Genomic DNA, 18,884 nt, shown 5'->3' with positions numbered 1-18,884 from the left:
CTCAGCCTTCTTGGAGGGTCGTGAGGCCGTGCTCGATGAAGACGGGGACCAGATCGCCGATTTGGTCGAAGCCGGGGCCGACGGTCTGCCCGAGCGTGAAGCGGTAGTGGATGCCCTCCAGGATCACGGCGAGCTTGAACCAGGCGAACGCCGTGTACCAGTCGATCGCGGAGGTGTCCCGGCCGGACCCGGCTGCGTACCGCTCGACGATCTCGCGCGCAGACGGGTGCCCTGGGGCGCCGCTGGTCGTGCTGATCGGCGAGTCGGAGAGCGACAGCTCCGAGCTGTACATCACCAGCAGACCGAGGTCGGTCAGCGGATCGCCGAGCGTCGACATCTCCCAGTCCAGGACGGCCGTGATCCGGTCGCTGCCGTCGGTTCCGGTGGGGGCGATCAGGACGTTGTCGAGCCGGTAGTCGCCGTGCACGACGGTCGGCGCGGGGGAGGCGGGCAGCGAGCGCCCGAGCGCGGCGTGCAGCTCGTCGATGCCGGGCAGGTCACGGTTGCGGGAGGCGTCGAGCTGTTTGCCCCAGCGCCGCAACTGCCGGCCGAGGAAGCCTTCGGGCCGCCCGAAGTCGCCGAGTCCGACCGCGGTGGGGTCCACGGAGTGCAGGGTGACGAGGGTGTCGACCAGGTCGAGCACCGCACCACGCGTGCGCTCGGCACCGAGGACGGCCAGTTCCTCGGCCGTACGGTACGGAACCCCCTCGACGAACTCCATGACGTAGAACGGCGACCCGATCACCGACTCGTCCTCGCACAGCAGCACCGGCGCGGGCACCGGCACATCCGTCGGGTGCAGCGCGCTGATCACCCGGAACTCGCGCTTCATGTCGTGCGCGGTGGCCAGCACGTGCCCCAGCGGCGGCCGGCGCACGACCCACCGGGCCTGCCCGTCGGTGACGGCGTACGTCAGGTTCGACCGGCCGCCCTCGATCAGCCGGGCGCTGAGCGGTCCGCTCACCAGCCCAGGCCGCTCGCGGTCGAGGAGACCGCGCAACTGCTCAGGATCGAGACCCGGCGGGTGGGCTGCGCTCATGGACTGCACCTCCGAGGGCGTTTAGTACGTCGCACCCTCATCATGCCGACCAGTCGGTATGCAGTCCAGCGCGCCGACGCGCCCCGAGACCGGAATCACGCGTGACAGGCGACCGGCAGGCCGCCGTTCATGACCGCCATGTCGGTGAAGACGGCCACCGGATCGAGCGGCGAGCCCGGCGGCAGGCCGTCCAGCTCGGCGTAGGCGCGGTGCAGGTTCGCGACGAGCCGCTCGCTCTCGCGCAGCTCGGCGAACTCCCCCAGATCCGCCTGCTTCGCCGTCTCCAGCGGGGTGAGCCCCTTGGTGTGACCGGCCTCGGCGAGCTCGGCGACATACCGCAGATAGCGCTCTGTCGCGTCGTACGCCGACGGATCGGTGATCGGCCCGTGGCCCGGCACGACCGTGCTCGCGTCCAGTGAGCGCAGCAGGTCGAGCGCGTGCAGCGAGCCGCTCAGGGACCCCATCGGGACGAAGGGCGTGGCGCCCTGGAAGACCAGGTCGCCGGTGAAGACGATCCCGTGCTCCGGCAGGTGGACGACCGAATCGCCGGTGGTGTGCGCGACGCCGGGGTGGATCAGCCACACCTCGGTCCCGCCGACATGGACGGTGAGGCGCTCGCTGTAGGTGAGGGTGGGGGCGGTGATGGTGATGTCCCCGAAGTCGTTCTGCGGCCACATCAGGTGGAGTTGGTGCCCGACTGCCAGAACCTCGGTGCGGCAGGTGTCGTGCCCGACGACGGTGGCCTCGGGCAGGAAGACGCTGTTGCCGTAGGTGTGGTCGCCGTGGTGGTGCGTATTGACGACGGTGCGGGGGAGCGGCACCCCGGTTTCCAGCAGCGCCGCGCGCAGCGCGTGCGCGCGGCGCTCGGTGGCCGCGGTGTCCACCAGCAGGGTGGACTCGCCGTCACTGACGAACCCCGCGTTGTTCAGGCACCAGCCGCCGTCCGGCTGGACGTAGGCGTGTACGTGCGGCGCGAGCCGGACGGTGTACGGATCCGTGGCAGGCATGGGAGTTCCCCCGGGTCGGGGTCGGCTCGGCGAACCGAGCGGACTGCGGCGAGCTGATCGATCCGGTCGAGCTGATCAATCCGGTCGAACTGGTCGATGAGAGCCTGCCAGTCGCCGCGGACCCGGGGGAAGGGGGGGCATGGGTACCCGGTGGGTCAGTGGTCGTCCCAGTGCCCCTCGTGGGCGGCGTGCCGGTGGCCGTCGTGGACGTAGTCGACGTGGTCACCGTGCGCGACCGCGGGGTGGCCGCAGTTCTCCCCGTGCGCGTGGCCGTGCCCGCCGTGCGTGACGTGGTCCGTGGACTCGCACTCGTCCCAGTGCCCGGAGTGCTCCCGGTGCATGTGACCGTCGTGCGCGTAGTCGAGGTGGTCGCCGTGCGGGACCTGGGCGTGCCCGCAGGCCGGACCGTGCACGTGCTCGTGGGTCGGGTGCTCCTGGTGGAGGACGGTCATGACGTTCACCTCTGGTGCGATGTGGATGCTCCGTTACTCTTCCCAGGCTAGTCCTGAATGGCTGGTTGATCCCGATACCGCACCGTGGCCCGGGTGCCGTTCCGCACGCGTGACCCACCGTTTTCCGCTTCGGCTTGCGCGGGGGCCGGGCTGCGCGGAGGGTCGTAGGCATGAAGGCGATCAGTTACTCCCGCTACGGCGGCTCCGATGTCCTCGAATACGGCGAGCGCCCCGACCCCAAGGTCGGGCCCGATTCCGTCCTGGTGAAGGTGCGTGCAGCGGCCGTCAACCCGGTCGACTGGAAGTGCCGCCAGGGCTATCTCGACGGCGCGCTCGACGCCGTCTTCCCGGTGATCCCCGGCTGGGACGTGTCCGGAGTCGTCGTCCAGCCGGGCCCGTCAGTGACGGAGTTCGCCGTCGGTGACGAGGTCATCGGGTACGTACGCGAGGACTTCCTCTCCCGCGGCACCTTCGCCGAACTCGTCGCCGCCCCCATTCGCACCCTCGCCCCCAAGCCCGCGAGCCTGAGCTTCGAGGAGGCCGCCGGGCTGCCGCTGGCCGGGCTCACCGCCTACCAGGTGCTGCACGGGGCACTGGAGGTGCGCAAGGGAGACACGGTGCTGGTGCACGCGGCGGCGGGCGGTGTGGGCTCCCTCGCGGTGCAGATCGCCCGGCACGCGGGGGCCCGCGTGATCGGCACGGCGAGCGAGCGCAACCACGACCATCTGCGGAAGCTGGGTGCGGAGCCGGTGACGTACGGCGACGGACTGGTGGGCCGGGTACGGGCCCTGGCACCCGGCGGTGTCGACGCGGCGTTCGACACGGTGGGCGGCGACGCGCTCAAGGCCTCGGTCGAGCTGCTCACCGAGGGCGGCCGACTGGCCTCGATCGCGGACGGTTCGGTCACCGAACACGGCGGACACTATGTGTTCGTACGGCCCGACGCGGGCGATCTGCGGAAGCTGGGCGAGCTGGCGGACGAGGGCGTCATCACCGTCCACGTGGACCGGGTGTTCCCGCTGGAGCAGGCGGCGGAGGCGCACCGGCTCAATGAGCAGGGGCGCACGCGGGGCAAGATCGTGGTGACGATGGACGCGGGCTAGAAGGCCGATGAAGATCTTGCTCCGGCCGCCCGGATCACCCCGGATTGCCAGTAAATGCCAATCCCGTCGAACTGGTGTAATACGGGCGTGATTTTAAGATCTTCAGGACACTCCTAGGCGGAGCCGCTGCGCGGGGCTTGTTCCCCACCCCGCCCCTTCCGCCGTGACATTGCGCGGTTGCCGCCGCGCGGTGGGGGCGAGCCCCCGGCCGGACGCCTTTCGGGCGTGTCCTCAAGCGCCGGACGGGCTGAATTCTTTGCGGATACTGCGCACCTTCGCCCCGTCCGGTTCGGCCCGTCCGGAGGGGCGAAGCCGAGGCCGGAGGCCAAGCTGCCCCGTCCCCGGCCCATTTCAGCCCGTCCGGGCGTTCGAGGACCGGGACCAACGCGTGGGGCCGCCCCGCGTTTTCAACACCCCGCCCACTTCAGCCCGTCCGGCGTTTGAGGACCGGGGTCTGGGGCGGAGCCCCAGTTCGGGAAGGGGCGGGTAGGGGAACAGCGCCGCAGGCAACCCGCCCACGGTTCCGCACCCGCCCCCACTCCCCTCACCCCACCATCGCCACCGCGAACCCCGCCAGGGCAACTGTGCAGGCCACCGCGGTCATCGCAGCCCGCACGGACATCGGCTCCGGACGCGGGCTGCTGCCCACCGCCCGCATCCGCCGATGGGCGACCCCCAGGAAGCCCAGCCAGACGAACGCCGTCAGTGCCATCGCGACCACCGAGGCCACGGTGAACTGCTCGACCGCCGCCTGCCGGCCCGCCAGCACGGCCACCACCGTGCAGGAGAGCGTCGTACGCCGCCAGGCCAGCCTGGTCCGCTCCGGCTGAAGGCCGGGGTCCCGGGCGGGAACGGACGACGCGGTGGCAGACGCGGTCACTTGCCCTCCCAGCCGAAGACGACGACCACCACCATCGCCACCGCGACAACGGCCACCACCAGGCTCAGCAGGGTCGGAAAGCGCGACACCGGAAGGTCGTCGCCCCGCCGCATCGCCCGCTCGCAGCGCATCCAGTGGTTCACCGCCCGCAGCGCGCACAGCACACCGGCGACCAGCAGCCCGAGCGCCATGGTCGCCCCGACGGCCCGGGGCAGGTCCGGCAGGAACTGATCGACGGCGAAGCCGCCGCCGATCAGGGCGAGAGCCGTGCGGATCCAGGCCAGGAAGGTGCGTTCATTGGCCAGCGAGAAGCGGTAGTCGGGGGTCTCGCCCTCTTCCTTGATGCGCTGCGGAGCGAACCACAGCCGCAGGCTCCGCACGAAGTCGATCACGCGCCGCACCCTACCGGCCGCCGGTCTTCGCCCAGCTCGCGCGAATCGCCCGCACCCGCTCCCACGCGGCGAGCCCGTCCGGCACCCACTCCCACACGCCGAGCCGCTCCTCCAGCTCCGCAGCGGACAGGAAGGTGTGCCAGGCGACCTCCTCCGCCTGCGGATTCACCGGAAGCTCGCAGCGCACCTCATACACGTACGACCACCAGGTCCGCGCGCCGTCGCGGCTCTCGTAGAGGAACTTCAGCAGCGGTACGGGCCGGGGCAGCCCGCTGACACCGAGCTCCTCCTCCGCCTCGCGCAGCGCCGCTTCGTCGTACGACTCGCCCGCGCCGACGACCCCGCCCACGAACATGTCGTACAGCGAGGGGAAGACCAGCTTCACCGGCGTCCTGCGGTGCACGAAGTACCGCCCCTCACCGTCCCGCGCGAGGACGAACACGCAGCGGTGCCGCAGGCCTCGCGCGTACGCCTCGCCGCGAGGGGCCTGCCCGACGACCTCGTCGTGCTCGTCGACGATGTCGAGGATCTCAGCGGCGGGGTCGGATGTTCCGTCGGTCGTCATGGAACCAATCCAACACCCCGAACGGTTGACGCTTCGACTGGCTGTCCCGAAGATCGGACGCACGAGTAACTGCCCGCTCGACTCGCCCCGGCAAGGACGGAAACCATGGCGTACGACGCTGATGTGATCGTGATCGGGGCGGGCCTCGCCGGCCTGGCAGCGACCGCGGAACTGGTCGACGCGGGCCGCACGGTGATCCTGCTCGACCAGGAGCCCGAGCAGTCCATCGGCGGCCAGGCGCACTGGTCCTTCGGCGGCCTCTTCTTCGTCGGCTCCCCCGAGCAGCGCCGGATGCGGATCAAGGACAGCCGGGAGCTGGCCCTCCAGGACTGGCACGGCACGGCCGGCTTCGACCGTGAGGAGGACCACTGGCCGCGCAAGTGGGCCGAGGCGTACGTCGACTTCGCCTCGGGGGAGAAGCGGTCCTGGCTGCACGGCCAGGGCGTGCGCTTCTTCCCGGTCGTCGGCTGGGCCGAGCGCGGCGGGTACGACGCCAACGGGCACGGCAACTCCGTGCCACGCTTCCACATCACCTGGGGCACCGGGCCCGGCCTCGTCGCGCCGTTCGAGCGCCGGGTGCGCGACGGCGTCGCCCGCGGTCTCGTCAAGCTGAAGTTCCGCCACCGCGTCACCGGCCTGGCCCGCAGCGCGGGCTCCGTGGACACCGTCACTGGCGAGATCCTGTCCCCCTCTGGCGTCGGGCGGGGCGTCGCCAGCAGCCGTGAGACGGCGGGCGAGTTCGAGCTCAGGGCCCAGGCGGTGATCGTCACCTCCGGTGGCATCGGCGGCAACCACGACCTCGTACGCGCCAACTGGCCCCAGCGGCTGGGTACTCCGCCCGCCTCGATGCTCTCCGGCGTGCCCGCGCACGTGGACGGCCTGATGCTCGGCATCACCGAGGGCGCCGGCGGCCGCATGGTCAACCGCGACCGGATGTGGCACTACACCGAGGGCATCGAGAACTGGAACCCCATCTGGGCCAGGCACGGCATCCGCATCCTGCCGGGCCCCTCGTCCCTGTGGTTCGACGCCACCGGCAAGCGGCTGCCCGTGCCGCTCTTCCCCGGCTTCGACACCCTCGGCACGCTCGACCACATCATGAAGACCGGCTACGACTACACCTGGTTCGTCCTCGACCAGCGGATCATCGGCAAGGAGTTCGCGCTCTCGGGCTCCGAGCAGAACCCGGACCTGACGGGCAAATCGATCCGTGATGTCATCGGCCGGGCGCGGGCCGACGTACCCGGCCCGGTCAAGGCGTTCATGGACAAGGGCGCGGACTTCGTCGTGGAGAAGGACCTGGCCTCGCTGGTCCGCGGGATGAACGCGCTCACCAAGGAGCCGCTGATCGACGAGGCCGCGCTGCGCCACGAAATCACCGCGCGCGACCGGGAGATCACCAACACCTTCACCAAGGACCTCCAGGTGATGGCGATCCGGGGCGCCCGCAACTACCTGGGCGACAAGCTCATCCGTACGGTGGCGCCGCACCGCATCCTCGACCCCAAGGCGGGCCCGCTCATCGCCGTGCGCCTGCACATCCTCACCCGCAAGTCGCTCGGCGGCCTGGAGACCGATCTGTCCTCACGGGTGCTGACCGACGCCGCCGACACGCTGCCCGGTGTGTACGCGGCGGGCGAGGCGGCCGGGTTCGGCGGCGGCGGGATGCACGGATACCGCTCGCTCGAAGGGACCTTCCTCGGCGGTTGCCTCTTCTCGGGGCGCACGGCGGGCCGCGCCGCGGCGAAGGCGGTCGGCTAGGGGGTGCTCTCCGGCCAGGAGCTCTATCCGATCAGCCTCGGCCTGTACGCCTGGAACAGCTCGGCCAGCGTCTCGCCCGAGTACTACCCCGCCGTGATCATGGGGTCGCTTCTCGCGGTGCTGCCGCTGGTTCTCGCCTTCATCCTGCTCCAGCGGGTCTGGAAGTCGGGCCTCGCGGCGGGATCCGTCAAGTAGCAGGACCGGGACGGGAGTCGCCCCGCCCCACCCGTACACGTACCGCCACAGACATCTCAGGAGACAGATGCCCACCACCGCCAGTGGCGACCCCCGTCCGCGTGCCGCCCTCGCCATGGCGTCGGACACGGCGGCGGCCGTGTTCGACGCCGCGGCCCTGGACGCCCTCGGCCGGGTCTGCGCCCTCGCACCGCTGCCCGTCATCGCCGATTTCACCACCGCGCGGGCCCGTGCCGTGCTGCGGGACGTGGAGGTCCTGGTCACCGGCTGGGGCTGCCCGCCGCTCGACGCCGATGTGCTCGACTCCGCGCCCCAGCTGCGCGCGGTCGTGCACACCGCGGGCTCGGTGCGCGGCCACATCACCGAGGAGTGCTGGGCACGCGGCATCGAGGTGTCCTCGGCAGCCGCGGCCAACGCGCTGCCCGTCGCGGAGTACACCGTCGCCATGATCCTGCTCAGCGGCAAGCACGTCCTGGAACGCGCCCGGGAGTTCCGCGCCACGCGCCACCGGGACGACTGGCTGAGCACCCCGCGCGACATCGGCAACTACGGCCGCACGGTCGGCATTCTCTCCGCCTCGCTGATCGGGCGCAGAGTCGTGGAACTGCTGCGCCCGTACGACCTGAGGGTGCTGCTGCACGACCCGTACGTCACCGAGGAGGAGGCCGCGTCGCTCGGCGTGCGGGGGGTCGGCATCGGCGAACTGTTCGAGCGCAGCGACGTCGTGAGCGTCCACACTCCGCTGCTCCCCGCCACCCAGGGGCTCGTCAGCCGGGAGCTGATCGCCGCGATGCGACCGGACGCGGTGCTCATCAACACCGCCCGCGGAGCCGTGGTCGACCAGGACGCGCTCACCGAGGCACTCACGGACCGTCGGATCCGGGCCGTCCTTGACGTCACCGACCCCGAGGCCCTGCCGCCCGAACACCCCCTGTGGGACTGCGACAACGTCACCATCACCCCGCACCTCGCCGGCTCGCAGGGCAACGAGTGGGGGCGGCTGGCCGCTCTCGCTGTCTCCGAGGCGGGCCGCTGGGCCGCGGGTGACGGTTTCACCCATCCGGTACGACGCGAAAGGCTGGCCTACCTCGCATGAGCACTTCCAGCACGCGCAGGTCGGCGGCGGTGCCGAGACGCTGTTGTGGGTGAAGACGCCGGGCAACTCGGACGGCCTGTGCGGCACCGCGCCCGACGCCCGACGGGGCAGTTCAGCCCGGACCTCGCCGTCCGCCACATCGACGGCACCTGAGCCGCGGCCCGGGGCGCGGGCGCACCACACTCCGCGCCCCGGGCCGCACCACGCGGGGACCTCTCAGTCGGCTTCCGGTCCGTCCAGCCGCTCGACGACCCGGAAGCGCTCCGCGACCACCATCGTCGAGTCGTCGACCTCGAACTCCGGATCGCCCAGCGCCTCCCGCGTCTCCTCGCCGTGCCAGAACGTCTCGTGCCCCGCGCGCCAGTCGGCGACCGACGTGTAGCCCTCGCCCTCGTCCAGCGCGTGCTGGAGGTTCACGTCGCCCAGAGCGAGCACCCGTACCTCGGTCAGCTCGATCACCGCGACATGCCGCCCGTCCGAGTCGACGACCACGGAGCGCTCGCCGACCGGCGGCAACTCCTCCTTCTCCACCTCGTACTCGACGAGCAGACCGGTCGTCGACACCTTCTCGCCGGACAGCGTGGCCGCGACCAACCGATCGCGCAGCGGGCCGGGATACGCGAACAGGCAGAGGGGGAGCGCCGAGGTGTCAGACATGGCGCAAGAGTAGAGGGAGGCCGCCCCGTTCCCCTGAGCGGCGAGCCAAGTACAGCGATCGATGGTCGTGTTGATACCGATCAGCCTTGACGTGGAGCCGCCCCTACCGGTTTGCTGTGCGTGATCAAACGCTCGCACACTGCGTGTGGAGGACCCGCGGATGAGCCCACCTCCGCCGCCCCTCGGCCGCTCACGCCGCCGGACCGACCATTTCTTCGACCCCGCACTCGACGACGCCGAACTGGCCGACGTACGAGGCCGGCTCGCCCAGGGCCGCTGGACCCGCGTCCGCTCCCTGCTCACCGCGACCGGCGACGACTGGGACCGCCGTGGCCACCGTCTTGTCGTCCTCGCCGAGGGCGCCGGATCGGCCGCCTGGGCCGACGACTGGCTGCTCGCCGAGCCGGAGAGCGCCGACGCCCTGACGCTCCTGGCCTGCGCCCATGTCTTCGCGGCCCTCCGCGGCGAGAAGTCCGCGGACAGGGCCCGCGAAGCCTGCCGCCGCGCTGCCGCCCGGGCACCCGCCGATCCGACCCCCTGGCTCGGCCTGCTCCTGCTGGCCCGCTCCCTCGGTACGGAGGAGGAGGTCACCCAGCTCTTCGACCAGGTGCGGCTGCGCCACCCCGAGCACCACCACGCCCACCACCTGGTGGTCGCCCGCCTCGCCGAGCGCAGACCGGACACCGGCCGCGACCCGCTGCACGAGGTGTACGACTTCGCGGCCTGGGCCGCCGAGCAGGCCCCCGCGGACTCCCCGCTCGCCGTGCTGCCGGTGGTCGCGCACGCCGAGCGCTACCGCGCCCTGGCCGCGGCGGGCCGCGAATCCCCGGACCCTGTCGCCTCCGGGCACTGGACGGACCGGCGCGCCCGCCAGGTGATGAAGGCGGCCTTCGACTGGTGGTTGGAGTGGGAGCACGAGGGCCGCCCACGTCACTGCGTCGACCTCAACTTCCTGGCCCACGCGAAGTTCTGCGAGGGCAGGTCCGCCGAGGCCGCGGCGCTGTTCGACCGCATCGGATCGCATCTCACCTCGGCCCCCTGGTCCTATCCGGGCCGGGACCCCCATCAGGCGTTCGTCGCCGCACGCAGTGCCGCGTTCGGCTCCGTGTAACTCACCGAAGGGACAACCCCGCCATGTCGACGGGCAGATCGAGCACGAGCGAGACCGGTGCGCGCAGCGAGAGCACGGCCAGCGGCAGGGCCGCTGAGATCCCTACGTACAAGGGGCAGGAACGGGCGCTGCGCGCCGGCCGTCTGGGCACCACCGGGCTGCTGCTGTCCGTCCTGGCGGCCAGCGCCCCTCTGATGGTCGTCGCAGGTGTCATGCCTACTACATACGGCGTGATGGGCATCGTCGGCCAGCCGCTGCTCTTCGTCATCCTCGGTGTGGTCCTGATGCTGTTCAGCGTCGGATACGCGGAGATGAGCCGGCACGTCCACAACGCCGGGGCCTTCTACGCGTACATAGCCCGCGGCCTCGGTCCGACCGCGGGTGCCGGTGCCTCGGTGGTCGCCCTCGTCGCGTACAGCGCCATGCAGGTCGGCATCTACGGCATCCTCGGCTTCGAGGTGTCCGGGATCCTCGCCACCTACTTCGACGTCACCGTCGCCTGGTGGATACCGGCGCTGGTCTCCGTGGCGCTGGTCGGCGCGCTCGGCTGGCTCAAGATCGACCTCAACGCCAAGGTGCTGGGCGTGCTGCTCGTCGTCGAGTGCGCGCTGGTCGTGATCTTCGACGTGGCGGCGATAGCGGAGCCCGGCCAGGAGGGCCTGTCCCTCCAGGCGTTCAACCCCGACACCCTCACCGGCGCCGGCCTGGGCACCGCGCTCTGCTTCTGCATCGCCGCCTTCGTCGGCTTCGAGCAGGCCCCGGTGTACGCCGAGGAGACCAGCCGCCCGCAGATCGTCGTCCGTCGCGTGATGTTCCTCGCCGTCGGCTACGCCGCGCTCTTCCTCGCGTTCAGCGCCTGGGCGCTCAGCGTCGCCGTGGGCCCAGGCGAGATCGTCAAGGTGGCGGGGGAGCAGGGGCCAGGACTGCTCTTCGGCCTCACCGAGAGCCGGCTCGGCTCGACCTTCACCGACGTCCTGCACATCCTGTTCGTCACGGGCATGTTCGCGGCGCTGCTCAGCTTCCACAATGTCGTCGCGCGGTACGCCTTCGCGATGGGCCGCGAAGGTCTGCTGCCCGTCGCCTTCGGCCGTACGAACAAGGCGAGCGGCGCCCCCGCGGGCGGCTCGCTGCTCCAGTCCGCGGTCTCCGTGGCCGTCGTCCTGGCCTTCGCGTTCACCGACGACAATCCGGCCGGCGACCCGACGGCGCCGGTGCTGCACCTGTTCACCTGGATGGGCAATGTCGGCGCCCTCGGCGTCATCCTGCTGATGGCCACCGCATCGCTGGCCGTCATCGCCTTCTTCGTACGGCGCGGCGCCGGCCGCGCGCAGGCCGGCCGGCTGGTGGCCTCCGGCCTCTCCGGGCTGGCCCTCCTGGCGATCGCCTTCTATACCGTCAAGGACTTCGACGTACTCGTGGGCGCAGGACCCGGCTCCGCCCTGAGCTGGATCCTGCCGGCCATCATCGGCGCCGCCGCCGTCATCGGCCTGCTGTACGGCGCGATCCTGCGCTCCGCGAAGCCCGAGGTGCATGCCCGCATCGGCCTGGGCAACGAGGCCTTCCAGCTGGAGAAGGCCGCCGAGTCCGAGCGGACCCGGGTCTGAAGCGACTCCGCCCGGGTGCGACGCGAGTCCGCCCAGGTATGACGGAAGTCTGACGAGCACCCGCGGTCGCTGGCCATCGGCGGCCGCGGGTGCTCGAATCGTCTTGTGACTCATCAACCAGCGGACGAAGGGGGCGCGCCGGTAGGCCGCCGTGTCGTCCTCGGCATGCTCGGCCTCGGCGCCGCGGGTGTGGCAGCGGCGCCGTACCTCCAGAACGGTCTGGAAGCGTTCCTCGGCTCGGCCGCTGACAAGGACCCCACCGGCCTCACCCGCCTCCTGCCCAACGGCGGCGGTTTCCGCTACTACTCAGTGGCCACCTCCGTGCCCCGCAAGGGCCCGGAGAACTACCGGCTCAAGATCGACGGACTGGTGGAACGGCCTGCCACCTACACCCTCGACGACCTGCGCGCGATGGAGCAGACGCGGATCGTCCGCGACGTCCAGTGCGTGACCGGCTGGCGGGTCCCCGACACCCCCTTCGAGGGCGTACAACTGTCGCGGCTGCTGGCCGCCGCCGGGGTGCGCCCCGAGGGCAGGGCGATCCGCTTTACCTGCTTCGACGGCACGTACAGCGAAAGCCTCACGCTCCAGCAGGCCGGCCGCAAGGACGTGCTGGTGGCTCTGCGCATGCAGGACAAGCCGGTCAGCCACACCCACGGCGGCCCGGTGCGCCTGTACGTGGCGCCCATGTACTTCTACAAATCGGCGAAATGGCTCTCCGGTATCACCGTCACCGACGAGGTGCGCCCCGGATACTGGGAGGAGCTCGGCTATGACATCGACGCATGGGTCGGCCGGTCGAACGGACGCGACGATGCTCCTACGGTCTGAACTCCCCGTAAGGCTGCGCCGGTTCAGCCGATCCGAGCGCTGGGTGCACCGCGCCACCGCGGGCCTGACCCTGCTGTGCATCGCGACAGCGGCATTTCTGTACGTTCCCCCGCTCGCCGAACTCGTCGGCCGCAGGCACCTGGTGGTCACCGTGCACGAGTGGTCGGGGCTGCTGATCCCCGCCCCGTTCCTGCTCGGCCTGGTCTCCCGCCCCTTCCGCTCCGACCTGCGCAGGCTCAACCGCTTCGGCCCGCACGACCGGCGCTGGCTGCGGGCCGCGCTGCGCCGCGACCACCGCCACGCTTCGCGCCCCGCGGGGAAGTTCAACGCGGGGCAGAAGCTCTACGCGGGCTGGGTCGCGGGTGCGGTGCTGGTGATGCTCGGCACCGGGCTGCTGATGTGGTTCACCGATCTGGCGCCGCTGCTGTGGCGTACCAGCGCGACCTTCGTGCACGACTGGCTGGCACTGGCCATGGGCCTGGTGGTCGCCGGACACATCGGGATGGCCCTGATGCGGCCGGAGTCCCGGCGCGGCATGCGCACCGGGACTGTCGACCGACGATGGGCGCGGGCGGAACACCCGTTGTGGGAAAAAGAGATGGGGCAGGGGGTGGAGCTAGAGAACGAGCGAGAGCAGCAGGATGAAGATCAGTGAGACCACCGAGATGATCGTCTCCATCGCCGACCAGGTCTTGATCGTCTGACCGACGCTCATCCCGAAGTACTCCTTGACCAGCCAGAATCCGGCGTCGTTGACATGGCTGAAGAAGAGCGAGCCCGCGCCGACCGCCAGCACCAGAAGCGCCGCGTGCGACGTCGACATGTCGGCGGCGAGTGGCGCCACCAGACCGGTCGCGGAGATCGTCGCCACGGTCGCCGAGCCCGTCGCGAGCCGGATCGCGACGGCGATCAGCCAGGCGAGCAACAGAGTGGGGATCGCCCAGCTCTTGGAGAAGTCCAGGATCATCTCGCCCACGCCCACATCGATGAGCGTCTGCTTGAAGCCGCCTCCCGCGCCGACGATCATCAGCACACCCGCGATCGGGGCGAGCGACTTCTCGACGGTCGAAGCGAGGCGGTCCTTGGTGAAGCCCGCAGCGCGGCCCAGCGTGAACATGCCTACGAGCACGGCGGCGAGCAGGGCGATCAGCGGCGAGCCGATGACGTCCGTGACCCGCTGGACGGGGTGCTCCGGAGCGTCGACGACGATGTCCACCAGGGCCTTGGCCAGCATCAGCACGACAGGCAGCAGCACGGTTCCGCGGTCGCCGGCCACTCGGGCACGGGGAAGGCGTGGAGCTTGAACTGCGTGATGAGCAGGACGATGACGGCAATGCCCGCGAGCACTGCGATCCCCAGCTGGGCGTTGCCGGCCGAGGTGATCGGCTCGACGGCGTCCGCTGCCAGCGTCTCGACGCTGAGACTGGTCACGGTCTTTCTTCTTTCCGCAGGCTGGGCCGGGCTGAGCTGCGGCTGGGGGGAGCCGCGCTTTTAGCCGTCGAGTCGGCGCAGGGTCGCGACGGCTCGCTCGGTGATGACTTCGGGGGTGCCCGAGACGTCGACGTCCACGCCCGCCTCGTCGTCCTGGAGCGGCTGGAGGGTGGCGTATTGCGAATCGAGCAGGGCGGTGGGCATGAAGTGCCCCTTGCGCTCGCGCATCCGCTTCTCGATCAGCTCGCGGTCGCCGGTGAGGTGCAGGAATACGGCGTCGGGGGCGGCGGCGCGCAGCCGGTCGCGGTAGGAACGCTTGAGCGCGGAGCTGCTCACCACCCCGCCGAGCGCTGCCCTGCCGTGCGCCCACTGCCCGATCGCGTCGAGCCAGGGCCACCGGTCCTCGTCGTCCAGCGGTGTGCCGGCCGACATCTTCGCGATGTTCGCCGGCGGGTGGAAGTCGTCGCCCTCGGCGTACGGAACGCCGAGCCGTTCGGCGAGCAGGGGACCGATGGTGGTCTTACCGGTCCCTGCCACGCCCATCATCACGACGACGTGGGGGCTGTTCATGAATGGATGCCTCGCTGTCTTCATCGACATCGGTCCGTCACGCGAAATCGCTGTCGGGGCTCTCCAGGAGCTCGACGTCCTCGCTCCCTGACCGACCCCCTCGTGAGGCCCTGGCGTGACCGATTATGTCCGGTCCTTTATCCTTTTCTTCTTTTTAAATCAATTCTCCGTTCACTCTTGACGCTTACGTGCTTCACCTCCGAGCATTCACCGCATGACCTTGTCAGACAGCCGGACAAGTGGCGGCGTTCCCCGGCGTATCAGCGCCACGGACGCCGTCCTCGCGCACCTCAGGGACGCGATAGAGCGCGGCGAGCTCACCGTGGGGGAGAAGCTCCCCACGGAGGCCGAGCTCGGCAAGCACTTCGAGGTGAGCCGCTCCGTCGTGCGCGAGGCGCTGCGCACCCTCCAGGCGCTCGGCCTCACGGTGTCGCGGGCCGGCAAGGGGACCTATGTCGCGGCCAGCGGGCCCGACCAGAACCCGATCTTCGGCTCGTACTCCGCCCGTGACCTGCTGGAAGTGCGGCGGCACGTCGAGATCCCCGTCGCGGGTTACGCTGCTTCCCGCCGTACGCAGGACGACATCCACCTGCTGACGCACCTGATCGGGAAGATGGAGCAGGAGCCCGACCCCACCGCGTGGGTGGCGCTGGACACGCTCTTCCACATCTCAGTCGCCCAGGCGTCGGGCAACCCTGTCTTCCGCAAGATCATCGAAGAGATCAGGGACGCCCTCGCCCGGCAGTCCACCTTCCTGAACCAACTCGGGGACCGGCGACGCCAGTCGGACCTTGAGCACCGGGCCCTCGTCGAGGCAATTCTCGACGGCTCCGAGGGGGCGGCCGTGCAGGCCATGGCCGCCCACCTCGAACACGTCGAGATCACTCTCAACGCGATCGTGCGGCCCGGCACCGCACACCCCCCAAATGAAGGCGAAGAAATACATGAGTGACCGCACCCTGTCTGCGGCCGACCCCGGCACCGGCATCGACCCCCACATGCAGACATCACCGCATGTCGACGCGGGTGACGAGGGTTACAGCAAGGATCTCAAGCCCCGTCACATCAGCATGATCGCGATCGGCGGCGCGATAGGCACCGGCCTCTTCCTCGGCGCCGGTGGCCGGATGGCCGGCGCGGGCCCCTCGCTCGCCGTCGCGTACGCCGTCTGCGGAGTCTTCGCCTTCTTCGTCGTCCGCGCGCTGGGCGAGCTGGTCCTCTACCGCCCCTCCTCGGGCGCCTTCGTCTCGTACGCCCGTGAGTTCATGGGCGAGAAGGGCGCCTTCGCGGCCGGCTGGCTGTACTTCCTCAACTGGTCCACCACGGCCGTGGCCGACATCACGGCGGCCGCCACCTACGCCCACTTCTGGGCCATGTTCAGCGACGTACCCCAGTGGGTGCTCGCCCTCATCGCCCTCGCCGTCGTCCTCACCGCGAACCTGATCTCGGTGAAGTACTTCGGCGAGATGGAGTTCTGGTTCGCGATCATCAAGGTCGCGGCGCTGGTCGCCTTCATGCTCGTCGGCATCTACCTGGTGGTCACCCAGCACCAGATCGACGGCCACACCCCCGGCTTCTCCACCATCAGCGACAGCGGCGGCTTCTTCCCCGTCGGCATGCTGCCGATGCTCCTGGTGATCCAGGGCGTCGTCTTCGCGTACGCCTCGGTCGAGCTGTGCGGCGTCGCCGCCGGTGAGACGGAGAACCCCGAGAAGATCATGCCGAAGGCGATTAACTCGATCATGTGGCGCGTCGGCATCTTCTACGTCGGCTCGGTCGTCCTGCTCGCGCTGCTGCTCCCGTACACCTCGTACTCCGACGGCGAGAGCCCCTTCGTCACCGTGATGAACAAGCTCGGCGTCGCCGGCGCCGCGGACGTGATGAACCTCGTCGTCCTGACAGCGGCGCTCTCCAGCCTCAACTCGGGCCTGTACTCGACCGGCCGGATTCTGCGCTCGATGGCACTGGCGGGATCCGCGCCCAGGTTCACCGGCCGCATGAACAAGGGCCAGGTGCCCTACGGCGGCATCCTGCTGACCGCCGGCTTCGGTGTCCTCGGCGTCGCGCTGAACTTCGTGATGCCCGGCGAGGCCTTCGAGATCGTCCTGAACTTCGCCTCGATCGGCATCCTCGGCACCTGGGGCATGATCATGCTCTGCTCGCTGCTGTTCTGGCACCGGGCCAAGGAGGGCAAGGTCACCCGCCCCTCCTACCGGCTGCCCTGGGCCCCGTACACCCAGCTCGTCACGCTGGCCTTCCTCGCCACCGTCGTGGTCCTGATGTGGTGGGGCGGCGGCGTCGGCCGCACGACCGTGATGTGTCTGCCGCTGATCGCGGCGGCGCTGGTCGGCGGCTGGTTCCTGGTCCGCAAGCGGGTCGCGGTGATGGCCGCGGATCGCGAGGGATTCTAGCGCCGCGTCAGGCAACATCTGGCCCGTCGCGACGCCCGGCACGCGCTCCCGAGTTCTCGGCTTCGCTCGAACAGGGAGGGACCCCCTTCGCCGCACCGGCCGAAAGCCCAGGTGCGGTCCAGTACGAGGACTTCCGGCCGGCGCGCCGAGAGCACGCACCGGACGCCGCTCCTTGACGGGTAAACGTCACCTGCCGCGGCACTGGCGTTCTCCGATCGCCGGGCGGGCCGCGTCACTCGGCCCGCCCGGCGATCACCCACTCTCCTCCGCATGGACTCGCCGCAACCGCGCCGCGGCCGCCGCCAGCATCATGCGCGTACTCCCGGCTCAAGGACGCCCACGTCCACCCGGTCTCGGCCGGCCTGGAGCTGGCGCAGTGCGACCTGACGGGCATCCTGACCGCCCCCGAAAGCGTCGCCGCCGTACGGGCGTACGCCGAAGCCCGCCCCGAGGCGGAGTGGATCACCGGCGGCGGCTGGTCCATGGAGGCGTTCGCCGGGGGCAGCCCCACCCAGGACCTGCTCGACGCGGTCGTCCCCGACCGGCCCGTCTATCTGCCCAACCGCGACCACCACGGAGCCTGGGCCAACAGCCTTGCCCTGCGCCTGGCCGGCATCGACCGCGACACCCCCGACCCGGCCGACGGCCGCATCGAGCGGGACACGCACGGCGAGCCCACCGGTCTCCTCCAGGAGGGCGCCATGGACCTGATCGCCCGGCTCACCCCGCCGTCCACCCCGGCCGAGCGGCTCGCCGCCCTGCTGCGCGCCCAGCGGCTCCTCCATTCCTTCGGCATCACCGCCTGGCAGGACGCCATCGTCGGCACCTTCGGCGCGATGGGGGACCCCTTCGACGCCTATCTGACGGCGGCCCGCGACGGCTCGCTGACCGCCCGCGTCGCCGGAGCCCTGTGGTGGGACCGCGAGCGCGGCGCCGAGCAGATACCCGAACTCGTCGCACGCCGAGCCGAGTCGAGCCTCGGCCGGTTCCGCGCCGGATCGGTCAAGCTGATGGTCGACGGGGTCGCCGAGACCGGCACCGCGGCCCTCCTCGCCCCCTACCTGGACGGCTGCGGCTGCGCCACCGCCAACCGCGGCACCAGCTTCATCGCCCCCGCCGACCTGCGCCGGTACGTCACCGAGCTGGACGCCCTCGGCTTCCAGGCCCACTTCCACGCGCTGGGCGACCGCGCCGTGCGCGAGGCCCTGGACGCCGTCGGGGCGGCCCGCACCGCGAACGGCTGGCGCGACACCCGCCCGCACCTCGCCCACGTCCAGGTCGTCCACCCCGACGACATCGGCCGCTTCCGGGAACTCGGCGCCACCGCCAACATCCAGCCCCTGTGGGCCGCGCACGAACCGCAGATGGACGAACTGACCATCCCCTTCCTCGGAACGGAACGGGCAGGGTGGCAGTACCCGTTCGGGGCGCTGCTGCGCTCCGGCGCCACCATCGCGGCGGGCAGCGACTGGCCGGTCAGCAGTCCCGACCCGCTGCACGGCATCCACACCGCGGTCAACCGGGTCGGGCCCGGCGACAGCGGACCGGTCTTCCTCCCCGACCAGCGCATCGGCCTGACTGCCGCCTTCGCCGCGTACACCGCGGGCTCCGCCCAGGTGAATCACCTCGACTACACCGGCAGCGTCCGCGCCGGTGCCCTCGCCGACCTGATGGTGCTGGACCGCGACCCGTACGCGGCTCCGCCCGAGGAGATCGCCGCGACCCGCGTCGCCCGTACGTTCGTGGGCGGACAGCAGGTCTACGACGCCGGTCTGTAGT

18 protein-coding genes and 3 pseudogenes are annotated in these 18,884 nt (G+C 70.8%); 11 read left to right on the top strand and 10 right to left on the bottom strand.

What is annotated here, in order from left to right:
- Position 1 precedes the first annotated feature (1 nt).
- The 3 genes from QMK30_RS17595 to QMK30_RS17585 all read right to left on the bottom strand — a co-directional run bounded on the left by QMK30_RS17595 (position 2) and on the right by QMK30_RS17585 (position 2,498).
- Entirely contained in the window at positions 2-1,039 is a 1,038-nt protein-coding gene (locus QMK30_RS17595; RefSeq protein ID WP_283519095.1) for a phosphotransferase family protein, read from the bottom strand.
- A 95-nt stretch (positions 1,040-1,134) separates the two neighbouring features.
- Complete coding sequence (locus QMK30_RS17590; protein WP_283519094.1) at positions 1,135-2,046, bottom strand: MBL fold metallo-hydrolase; 912 nt, start codon at positions 2,044-2,046, stop codon at positions 1,135-1,137.
- 155 nt (positions 2,047-2,201) lie between these two features.
- On the bottom strand, positions 2,202-2,498 hold the full coding sequence (locus QMK30_RS17585; RefSeq protein WP_283519093.1) for a hypothetical protein: 297 nt from the start codon (positions 2,496-2,498) through the stop codon (positions 2,202-2,204).
- A 170-nt stretch (positions 2,499-2,668) separates the two neighbouring features.
- Here QMK30_RS17585 and QMK30_RS17580 point away from each other — a divergent pair, with 170 nt between their 5' ends.
- Positions 2,669-3,601 (top strand): NADP-dependent oxidoreductase, encoded by a 933-nt coding sequence (locus QMK30_RS17580; protein ID WP_283519092.1) that lies wholly within the window; start codon positions 2,669-2,671, stop codon positions 3,599-3,601.
- A 544-nt stretch (positions 3,602-4,145) separates the two neighbouring features.
- Here the strand turns inward: QMK30_RS17580 and QMK30_RS17575 are convergent.
- Genes QMK30_RS17575 through QMK30_RS17565 form a run of 3 tightly spaced genes read right to left on the bottom strand, consistent with a single transcriptional unit; the run spans position 4,146 to position 5,438 of the window.
- A complete protein-coding gene (locus QMK30_RS17575; protein ID WP_283519091.1) occupies positions 4,146-4,481 on the bottom strand; it encodes a DUF202 domain-containing protein in 336 nt (111 codons plus the stop codon).
- Entirely contained in the window at positions 4,478-4,873 is a 396-nt protein-coding gene (locus tag QMK30_RS17570; RefSeq protein ID WP_283519089.1) for a YidH family protein, read from the bottom strand. The genes QMK30_RS17575 and QMK30_RS17570 overlap by 4 nt, the downstream gene beginning before the upstream one ends.
- A 10-nt stretch (positions 4,874-4,883) precedes the next feature.
- Positions 4,884-5,438 carry an NUDIX domain-containing protein gene (locus QMK30_RS17565; protein ID WP_283519087.1) on the bottom strand — a complete coding sequence of 185 codons (555 nt, stop codon included), beginning with the start codon at positions 5,436-5,438 and terminating at the stop codon, positions 4,884-4,886.
- A 105-nt stretch (positions 5,439-5,543) separates the two neighbouring features.
- Here QMK30_RS17565 and QMK30_RS17560 point away from each other — a divergent pair, with 105 nt between their 5' ends.
- The 3 genes and pseudogenes from QMK30_RS17560 to QMK30_RS17550 all read left to right on the top strand — a co-directional run bounded on the left by QMK30_RS17560 (position 5,544) and on the right by QMK30_RS17550 (position 8,490).
- Positions 5,544-7,199, top strand: a complete 1,656-nt coding sequence (locus QMK30_RS17560) for an FAD-binding dehydrogenase (protein WP_283519085.1) — start codon at positions 5,544-5,546, stop codon at positions 7,197-7,199.
- A 3-nt stretch (positions 7,200-7,202) separates the two neighbouring features.
- Positions 7,203-7,394, top strand: a pseudogene (locus tag QMK30_RS17555) (carbohydrate ABC transporter permease); the annotation flags it as partial.
- 67 nt (positions 7,395-7,461) lie between these two features.
- Positions 7,462-8,490, top strand: coding sequence for a hydroxyacid dehydrogenase (locus tag QMK30_RS17550; protein ID WP_283519083.1), 1,029 nt, complete (start codon positions 7,462-7,464; stop codon positions 8,488-8,490).
- Positions 8,491-8,706: 216 nt separating this feature from the next.
- Here QMK30_RS17550 and QMK30_RS17545 read toward each other — a convergent pair whose 3' ends face one another.
- Positions 8,707-9,147, bottom strand: coding sequence for an ASCH domain-containing protein (locus QMK30_RS17545; protein ID WP_283519081.1), 441 nt, complete (start codon positions 9,145-9,147; stop codon positions 8,707-8,709).
- A gap of 160 nt (positions 9,148-9,307) precedes the next feature.
- Here QMK30_RS17545 and QMK30_RS17540 point away from each other — a divergent pair, with 160 nt between their 5' ends.
- From QMK30_RS17540 to QMK30_RS17525, 4 genes are all read left to right on the top strand, one after another.
- Positions 9,308-10,258 (top strand): hypothetical protein, encoded by a 951-nt coding sequence (locus QMK30_RS17540; RefSeq protein WP_283519079.1) that lies wholly within the window; start codon positions 9,308-9,310, stop codon positions 10,256-10,258.
- Between the two features lie 23 nt (positions 10,259-10,281).
- Entirely contained in the window at positions 10,282-11,862 is a 1,581-nt protein-coding gene (locus tag QMK30_RS17535) for an APC family permease (RefSeq protein ID WP_283519077.1), read from the top strand.
- Positions 11,863-12,027: 165 nt separating this feature from the next.
- A complete protein-coding gene (locus tag QMK30_RS17530) occupies positions 12,028-12,693 on the top strand; it encodes a molybdopterin-dependent oxidoreductase (RefSeq protein ID WP_283519143.1) in 666 nt (221 codons plus the stop codon).
- Positions 12,677-13,348: a cytochrome b/b6 domain-containing protein gene (locus tag QMK30_RS17525; RefSeq protein ID WP_283519075.1), complete on the top strand. Its 672-nt coding sequence runs from the start codon at positions 12,677-12,679 to the stop codon at positions 13,346-13,348. Before QMK30_RS17530 ends, QMK30_RS17525 begins: the two co-directional genes overlap by 17 nt.
- Here the strand turns inward: QMK30_RS17525 and QMK30_RS17520 are convergent.
- From QMK30_RS17520 to QMK30_RS17515, 3 genes and pseudogenes are all read right to left on the bottom strand, one after another.
- Positions 13,310-13,951 (bottom strand): annotated as a pseudogene (locus tag QMK30_RS17520) (GntT/GntP/DsdX family permease); the annotation flags it as partial. The gene QMK30_RS17525 and the pseudogene QMK30_RS17520 sit on opposite strands and share 39 nt — an antisense overlap.
- A complete protein-coding gene (locus tag QMK30_RS38800) occupies positions 13,927-14,124 on the bottom strand; it encodes a hypothetical protein (RefSeq protein ID WP_502963155.1) in 198 nt (65 codons plus the stop codon). The pseudogene QMK30_RS17520 and the gene QMK30_RS38800, both read right to left, overlap by 25 nt.
- Positions 14,125-14,184: 60 nt before the next feature.
- Complete coding sequence (locus QMK30_RS17515; protein ID WP_283519074.1) at positions 14,185-14,694, bottom strand: gluconokinase; 510 nt, start codon at positions 14,692-14,694, stop codon at positions 14,185-14,187.
- 214 nt (positions 14,695-14,908) lie between these two features.
- On the opposite strand from QMK30_RS17515, the gene QMK30_RS17510 reads away from it, so the two are divergent.
- The 3 genes and pseudogenes from QMK30_RS17510 to QMK30_RS17500 all read left to right on the top strand — a co-directional run.
- A complete protein-coding gene (locus QMK30_RS17510) occupies positions 14,909-15,646 on the top strand; it encodes a FadR/GntR family transcriptional regulator (RefSeq protein WP_283519072.1) in 738 nt (245 codons plus the stop codon).
- Positions 15,639-17,105, top strand: coding sequence for an amino acid permease (locus QMK30_RS17505; protein ID WP_283519071.1), 1,467 nt, complete (start codon positions 15,639-15,641; stop codon positions 17,103-17,105). The genes QMK30_RS17510 and QMK30_RS17505 overlap by 8 nt, the downstream gene beginning before the upstream one ends.
- A gap of 329 nt (positions 17,106-17,434) precedes the next feature.
- A pseudogene (locus QMK30_RS17500) lies at positions 17,435-18,883 on the top strand (amidohydrolase); the annotation flags it as partial.
- Position 18,884: the final 1 nt, after the last annotated feature.

This window comes from Streptomyces sp. H27-C3, assembly GCF_030063415.1.
Classification (GTDB): Bacteria; Actinomycetota; Actinomycetes; order Streptomycetales; family Streptomycetaceae; genus Streptomyces.
This window is presented reverse-complemented; position numbering and strand designations above follow the sequence as displayed.

What these genes read in the sequence shown, in the direction of transcription:
- QMK30_RS17525 (WP_283519075.1), top strand. Translation starts at nt 12,677, where the DNA reads ATGCTCCTACGGTCTGAACTCCCCGTAAGGCTGCGCCGGTTCAGCCGA.
- QMK30_RS17515 (WP_283519074.1), bottom strand. Translation starts at nt 14,694, where the DNA reads ATGAACAGCCCCCACGTCGTCGTGATGATGGGCGTGGCAGGGACCGGT.
- QMK30_RS17590 (WP_283519094.1), bottom strand. Translation starts at nt 2,046, where the DNA reads ATGCCTGCCACGGATCCGTACACCGTCCGGCTCGCGCCGCACGTACAC.
- QMK30_RS17595 (WP_283519095.1), bottom strand. Translation starts at nt 1,039, where the DNA reads ATGAGCGCAGCCCACCCGCCGGGTCTCGATCCTGAGCAGTTGCGCGGT.
- QMK30_RS17565 (WP_283519087.1), bottom strand. Translation starts at nt 5,438, where the DNA reads ATGACGACCGACGGAACATCCGACCCCGCCGCTGAGATCCTCGACATC.
- QMK30_RS17585 (WP_283519093.1), bottom strand. Translation starts at nt 2,498, where the DNA reads ATGACCGTCCTCCACCAGGAGCACCCGACCCACGAGCACGTGCACGGT.
- QMK30_RS17510 (WP_283519072.1), top strand. Translation starts at nt 14,909, where the DNA reads ATGACCTTGTCAGACAGCCGGACAAGTGGCGGCGTTCCCCGGCGTATC.
- QMK30_RS17550 (WP_283519083.1), top strand. Translation starts at nt 7,462, where the DNA reads ATGCCCACCACCGCCAGTGGCGACCCCCGTCCGCGTGCCGCCCTCGCC.
- QMK30_RS17505 (WP_283519071.1), top strand. Translation starts at nt 15,639, where the DNA reads ATGAGTGACCGCACCCTGTCTGCGGCCGACCCCGGCACCGGCATCGAC.
- QMK30_RS17540 (WP_283519079.1), top strand. Translation starts at nt 9,308, where the DNA reads ATGAGCCCACCTCCGCCGCCCCTCGGCCGCTCACGCCGCCGGACCGAC.
- QMK30_RS17530 (WP_283519143.1), top strand. Translation starts at nt 12,028, where the DNA reads ATGCTCGGCCTCGGCGCCGCGGGTGTGGCAGCGGCGCCGTACCTCCAG.
- QMK30_RS17580 (WP_283519092.1), top strand. Translation starts at nt 2,669, where the DNA reads ATGAAGGCGATCAGTTACTCCCGCTACGGCGGCTCCGATGTCCTCGAA.
- QMK30_RS17535 (WP_283519077.1), top strand. Translation starts at nt 10,282, where the DNA reads ATGTCGACGGGCAGATCGAGCACGAGCGAGACCGGTGCGCGCAGCGAG.
- QMK30_RS17560 (WP_283519085.1), top strand. Translation starts at nt 5,544, where the DNA reads ATGGCGTACGACGCTGATGTGATCGTGATCGGGGCGGGCCTCGCCGGC.
- QMK30_RS17545 (WP_283519081.1), bottom strand. Translation starts at nt 9,147, where the DNA reads ATGTCTGACACCTCGGCGCTCCCCCTCTGCCTGTTCGCGTATCCCGGC.